Annotated in this window: 3 protein-coding genes; all 3 read right to left on the bottom strand. The window is 49.6% G+C overall.

Annotation, left to right across the window (positions count from 1 at the left end; all coding sequences use genetic code 11):
• Positions 1-321: 321 nt before the first annotated feature.
• Positions 322-762, bottom strand: coding sequence for a universal stress protein (locus HY879_01715; GenBank protein MBI5602053.1), 441 nt, complete (start codon positions 760-762; stop codon positions 322-324).
• Positions 763-967: 205 nt separating this feature from the next.
• Positions 968-2,701 (bottom strand): ArsB/NhaD family transporter, encoded by a 1,734-nt coding sequence (locus HY879_01720; protein MBI5602054.1) that lies wholly within the window; start codon positions 2,699-2,701, stop codon positions 968-970.
• Between the two features lie 147 nt (positions 2,702-2,848).
• On the bottom strand, positions 2,849-3,853 hold a 1,005-nt coding region (locus HY879_01725; protein MBI5602055.1), incomplete at its 5' end, for an anion permease.

The following is a 3,853-nucleotide window of genomic DNA, read 5'->3' on the forward strand; positions in this document are numbered from 1 at the left end:
GTTTGAAAAGAGTATTTTTTTCACCGCAAAGACGCGAAGAACGCAGAGAGAAACATCTTTGTTCAATCCCGTGAGAGGCGGGATTGAACAAAACATCCCTGGCCTCCGACCAAATAATTATGCGGTCGACTTCGTCGATCTAAAACAAAGGGTTCCGTTTGGAAGCCGGCCGAAGGGTTGCGAAAGATTTTTCCTTTCTGTCCTCTCAACAGAAAGGAAAATTTATTCCCTCTTTGCGCCCTTTGCGGCTCTGCGGTGAAAATTGTTTTTCAAAAAGCTAAACTGATACGAAATTTTGGAATTCAGAATTCTGGATTCTTATTATTTTATCACCTGGACGGAAACCCCGGTCTGGTTTATTAATTCCTGAACATGGTCTTCCACCGCTCCATTAAACAGGACCTTTTCAAAGAAAGAACGCTCTTCGTGGCCGATAATCAAAAGGTCGGCCCCTTCTTCGGAAAGCACCTGTTTTAAGACTTCAAGAATGGCCCCTGGTCTTAAAATTTTTTTGGGAGTAACTCCTTCCGCCAAGGATAGGGCTTCGGCCCGTTCCAGAATATGGCCCCCTAAATGTTCCAGGGTTTTCAGGGCAAAATCAGGGGTCAGCTCCACGGTCATCCCTTTTAAAAAGGTGGTATCCACGGCATAGACGTATATCAGGGCCGCCCCATTTTCTTTTGCCAGGCGGGCCGCCTCCAGGGCGGCTTTCTGGGAATGCTCCGATCCGGTTACGCCGCAGACGATTGCTTTATAAGCCATAGTGAATTCCTTTAGTTCGAAAATAGAAAAATTCAGGCTATAGGCACGAGGCTATAGGCAATAGGCGAATAAAAACCCATAAACCCGTATAACCTTGCCCATCACCTATCGCCCATAGCCCCCAATAAATATTTTCATGATTCGTGGTGCCCCTGAGATCATGGATTCAACATTCCGAAATCCGCAATCCGAAATCCCAATCGGGTTACATTTCTACCAAAAGCAGCCAGAAGGAACAAAGGATAATCGTTATGATCATCGGGATAAAGGCGGCCTTCATATAGTACATAAAAGAAATCGGGTAACCGGCCCGTTCGGCCATGCCGACGGTGACCACATTGGCGCTGGCCCCGATCATGGTCCCGTTGCCGCCAAGACAGGCGCCCAGGGCCAGTGCCCACCAGAGGACCCCGGTTTGGGCCCCGGGAATGACCTGGGTCAGATAAGCTACAATAGGCAGCATGGTGGCTGTGAAGGGAATGTTGTCGATAATGGCCGAAGCGATGGCCGAAACCCAGAGGATCATCAGGATGGCCACCACCAGGGAGCCGCCGGAGACGTTCTTGACCCAGTCAGCGATAATCTGGATCAGCCCGGTTTCCTCGGCACCGGCCACCACGATAAAGAGCATCATGAAAAAGATCAGGGTCGGCCATTCGATCTCATGTTCCAGCATCTCGACAATATCCACTTTACTGATCACCATCAATACGGCCGCCCCGATCATGGCCGCAATACTCGGCTCCATGTGCAGGGCCCCGTGGATAATGAAAAGAAAGATGGTGATGCCCAGCATGATCCCGCAATAAATAAGCAACCTTTTATTGGTAATTTTATATTCTTCCTTCAGAAGAGAGATCATTTTGGAAACATCTCCCACCTGGGCCTTCAGATAGTCTTTTTTATACCAGTAGATAAAATAGACAATCGTCACGACCAGGGAAATTAAGCAGATCAAGGTCAGGTTGCTCACAAAATCAACAAAACTCAGTTTGGCGTAGGAGCCGATCATGATATTGGGCGGGTCCCCAATGAGGGTCGCCGTGCCGCCCACGTTGGAGGCGAAGACCTCTGGCATGAGCAGGGTGATGGGGTTTATTTTCAGGGTCACGGCAATTTCAATGGTCACCGGAATGACCAGGAGCATGGTGGTCACGTTGTCCAGAAAGGCCGAGGTAAAGGCCGTAATGAACATCAGGATGGCTGCCAGGGCAAAGACATTACCCTTGGCCAATTGAAAGGATTTATAGGCCATCCATTGGAAGACGCCAGTCTTTTTCATAACCCCGACAATGATCATCATGGCCATGAGCAGGAAGATGACATTCATATCCATGGCATGCATGGCATCCTCGAAAGACAGGATGGTATAATCCGGATTAAAGGTCCCGGCCGTATAGGTAATGAAGAGCAAGAGGGCGGCTCCCAGCATGGCCGCCAGGGTTCTATGCATCACCTCAAAGGCAATCAAAATATATACCAGGAGCAAGACCAGGGTGGCGATCCAGAAGGCCGGGGATATGGCCCTCTTCAGGCTGATTCCCTGGTGGGCCAGATAATAGGTATTCCCTTTTTCATCGACCTTTTCCTTAACTACCTTGTCCAGCAGGACTTTGTCCGAGGTTTTATAGGAAGGTTTTCGGGCTTCCATCTCGACCTTGGCAGCCGGAAGGGTCCCGGAAGGAAACTTGAGTTCGGCCTCATAACGTCCGGCTTTTGAGGTGGTCGTTTCTTCCTCTAATTCAACCTTGTTCCCATTCAGAAAAAAATGCAGCCCCACCTCTTTGACCGCTTTGCCCTGGACATTATTGACTGTACCGGCAACGATCAGGATATCGGAAGGTCCGGATGTTTTCGGGGTTTCGGCTGCCGGAACAGCAGCCGATAAACCGATGATTATGGAAAACAGCATTAAGAAAAAAAGAAAGGATCTTTTCATTTTTATGTCCCTTTTATTTTCCTCCCGCCTCTATCTCCCTCGTCAGGGAGAGGATAGAAGTGGAGGATTCCAAAATTTCAAATATCTTGGATCAGTTTTTGTTTTTCTCCTGCCTATTGCCTCTCGCCTATTGCCCCTTGCCTGCTTTTATTTAACCAAAATCGGCATTCCCAACAAAGGCCAGATAGTCAATATGGCCAGGGCCAAGACGATCAATAAAACGATGCTGGCCGGGATACCGGCCCCAAAAAACTCACCGGTGGTGAATTGTTTGGACTCGTAAGCCATGGCATTGGGTGCCGCCCCGATCAACAGGATAAAGGGCATACCGGCCGTGGTCAGGGCCGCATAAAAGACTACTTCCGGGGTGACGCCCAGGTATTTGGCGATCACCAGGGCCACCGGCAGAGAAATGGCAATGGCCGCCACATTCATAATGAAGTTGGTCATAATCAAGACGAAGGTGGCGATGCTCATGACAAAGACCAGCCAGTGGGCTTCCTTGAACATGGTCAGCCAGTGTACGGCCAACCATTGGGCCGTTCCGACCTGCCAGAGACAAAAACCGATACTCATGGCCCCGCTGAACAAAAAGATGATGTTCCAGGGGATCTCTTCCAACTCCTTGACCGTTAAGAGCCTGGTGAGAAAAAATAAAAGGCCTGCCACCAGGATAAGGGCCGAGCGGTCCAGAAACTTCATGGCCGGTATGAAGGATTGGAGGGTCATGACGACCACCACCCCGATGACACAGACGATAACGAAAATTTCCTTGCCGGTCATCGGCCCGAGCTGCTGGTACAGGTCCTGGGCCTTTTTTTTCAAACCTTCGATCCGAGGCTTTTCCGGCTTAAAAAAGATCAGAATCATCACCCAGATCAAAAAGACCATGATCCAGGCTACCGGGAACAAATACTTGGAAAGTTCGAAAAAGGTAATATCCACCCCAGTAAATTCTTTAAACATTCCTACCCCGGCCGGCGCCCTGGCCGATCCCAGCATAGTGGCAATACTTCCGGCCCCGGCGCTGTAGGCCATTCCGACAAAAAGGGCCTTACCAAACTTGGTCGGTTTATCTCCTTCTCCATACAAAGAATAGATGGCCATCAGGATGGGAAAGACCGTTGCCGCAGCGGCCGTGTGGGCCATAAA

Source organism: Deltaproteobacteria bacterium (assembly GCA_016219225.1).
GTDB lineage: Bacteria > Desulfobacterota > RBG-13-43-22 > RBG-13-43-22 > RBG-13-43-22 > RBG-13-43-22.